The sequence below is a fragment of the Mesorhizobium sp. P5_C1 genome (assembly GCF_054049815.1).
Window position 1 is genome coordinate 1 of record NZ_JBFULQ010000692.1, and the last position, 2465, is coordinate 2465.

Consider the following 2465-nt stretch of genomic DNA (forward strand, 5'->3'; position numbering starts at 1 on the left):
GATGGGTCTCTCGCCGGCTATGCGATGGCTGAGATGGATGCGGGAGGTGACGTCATGCTCGACCGCCTGCACATAGAAAAAAGTGAATTCGGATCCGGGTTGGCGGCCGACATCCGCCGTACTTGCGGCCCATGTCGGCATCCCGAGCATCGCGCTAGAAGTGCTTGAGGGCAATGATCGGGCGCTGGCATTCTACCGCAAGCACGGTTTTGAGATTGTCGATCGCAAGCCTGCGTCCTATGGCGCAGAAGGACGCATGTCGATCATCATGCGCAAGCTGTTGCCTCGCTCGCCAATGCGGCTTCTCGAACACGCTGACCACGTAGGATGTGGCCGGCTTGTCGGTCATCGCTTCCTCAAGGCCCACTGAAAGCCCACGCTCTCCTCCAGGGGCGGAGGCTCCACAGGGGAGCAAGAGGCTGTCGGCCGTGTTGCCTGACATCACCTTTCAAACCCTGCGCGGCTTTGATGACGGCCTTGCGGCTGTTGCCGTGTTTTACGATCAACTCCCAAGCCAGATCCGGAGTCAAACCGTTCTCCGAGGCGAAGCATTCGACCTGATGGTCGTGAATAGAATCCTGCCTGCGCTTATCGCTGGCCATTTGAGCCTCCGCTCTGCCCTGTTTGAGCTACGAGCGCCATTTTGGCTGATGCTACCGTGGGGGAATGGCCGGTGCAGTGGGGTGTTGCGGGATACGACCACACCGGCCATTTGCGGGTCGGTCTTTTGGGATTGTCCCCCGCACTGCTTAAGCTAAAGGCATATTAGGGATAGCTCAACTGAGACTGAAGTCCCTAAGTCCCTCGATCGAACGTCGGTTTCCAGTCGCGGTTGCGCGGAGCCTGGATGCCTTCATAGTCAGGAACGAAGGTGAATAACACCGGCCGGCGATCGCGGCCAGCGGCCTTGCACGACGGGCAGCGGAAGAGCCTGACCAATGCATCGAACCGTGGCCCGGGCCGAGCCGGTCGATGAGCGCTTGGGCGTCGAGCTTTGTCGACTTGCAGCATGCCGGATGTCCGCAATTGACCGTGAAGCGAACGTTGGCAGGCAGGGTGTCTGCGAGGGTCATGGGCATGGCGAGCTCCGTTTGAAAGGGGCGCCGCAACGGGAGGATTATATTCCTAATTATATACTTGACAAAAGTAGCGGCTTGGACGATAACAAATCCAAGGAGTTACCCAAATGGCCGACCTTCAGAACCCGATCTTCCACGACGAGGACAAAGCCCGCGAAGCCCTAGAGGCTATCCGTTGGCCGCATGGTCCTTATTGCCCTCATTGCGGAAATGCCAACCCCGACAAGATCGCACTGATCGTTGGCAAGAAGCAGTCGCATCGTCCCGGCTTGCGCTATTGCAACGAATGCAAGGGCCAGTTCACCGTGACTGTCGGCACCGTTTTCGAGCGCTCCAAAATCCCGCTCACCAAATGGTGGCTGGCAACCCATCTGCTTGGCGCATCGAAGAAAGGCATGTCGGCGCACCAGCTGCACCGCATGCTCGGCGTCACCTATAAGACCGCTTGGTTCATGGCGCACCGCATTCGCGAAGCGATGAAAGAGGACGTGAAGTCATCCGGCCCGCTTGGCGGTGAAGGCARGATCGTGGAAGCCGACGAGACCTATTTTGGGCCGAAGGACACGATCAAGAAGCGCACCATTCGCGGCAAGCCGTCCAACTCCTCCAAGCGTTCCATCGTGGCGCTTGCCGAGCGCGGCGGCTCTGTCCGTTCCTTCCATGTCGAGCACGCTACGAAGGCGTCTGTCCGTGACGTGCTGGTCCGCAATGCCGACCGCAAGTCTACCCTCATGACCGACGAGTCCAACTTCTACCCGATCACCGGACAGGAGTTCGCGGACCATGCCACCGTGAAGCATACTGGCGGCGAATACGTTCGCTATGAGGCGGACCGCATCGTCCACACCAACACGATTGAGAACGTGTTCTCAGTGTTCAAGCGCGGCATGGTTGGCGTCTACCAGCATTGCGGCGAGGCCCACTTGCACCGCTATCTTGCCGAGTTCGATTTCCGATACAATCGCCGCGCCAAGCTCGGCTTCACCGACCAGATGCGTGTTGACGCAATCATGGAAGGCATCGAAGGCAAGCGCCTGACCTACCGAAGCGCTCACTAAGGCGAAGACACTTCGGCAGAAGGCGCGAAAGCTGTTGATGAAACGAAAGAAGAACAAAAAGCTGTTGTAAACAGCGCCGAAGCGCTTGCACGAATCAGCGACTCACACGAACGTAAAAGGCGACCGTGGTTCAGACGGTCGCCTTTAAGTTGAACCCAAGCCGTAGGAGGGCTTGTTTGTGATCACGCCCTGTACCCTAATTGAGTCTGTGATTTCTGCAAGCCCTCCCGTGGCGCAAATCCACAGGAGCCTCTGAAATGGCACTCTATAAATACAGCACCAACCTTACCAAAAGTGACCATGCAGCGTTTGATGCCAAAGAGAAGCC

The 2465-nt window shown here is 57.8% G+C and carries 2 protein-coding genes; one reads left to right on the forward strand and one right to left on the reverse strand.

Annotated elements, in window-relative coordinates:
• Window positions 1–154: 154 nt before the first annotated feature.
• On the reverse strand, window positions 155–349 hold the full coding sequence (locus ACXJ7R_RS30000) for a hypothetical protein (protein WP_457154985.1): 195 nt from the start codon (window positions 347–349) through the stop codon (window positions 155–157).
• A gap of 837 nt (window positions 350–1186) precedes the next feature.
• Between ACXJ7R_RS30000 and ACXJ7R_RS30005 the strand changes: the two genes are divergently transcribed.
• Entirely contained in the window at window positions 1187–2137 is a 951-nt protein-coding gene (locus tag ACXJ7R_RS30005) for an IS1595 family transposase (RefSeq protein WP_457154986.1), read from the forward strand.
• Window positions 2138–2465 lie beyond the last annotated feature (328 nt).

What these genes read in the sequence shown, in the direction of transcription:
- ACXJ7R_RS30000 (WP_457154985.1), bottom strand. Translation starts at nt 349, where the DNA reads ATGACCGACAAGCCGGCCACATCCTACGTGGTCAGCGTGTTCGAGAAG.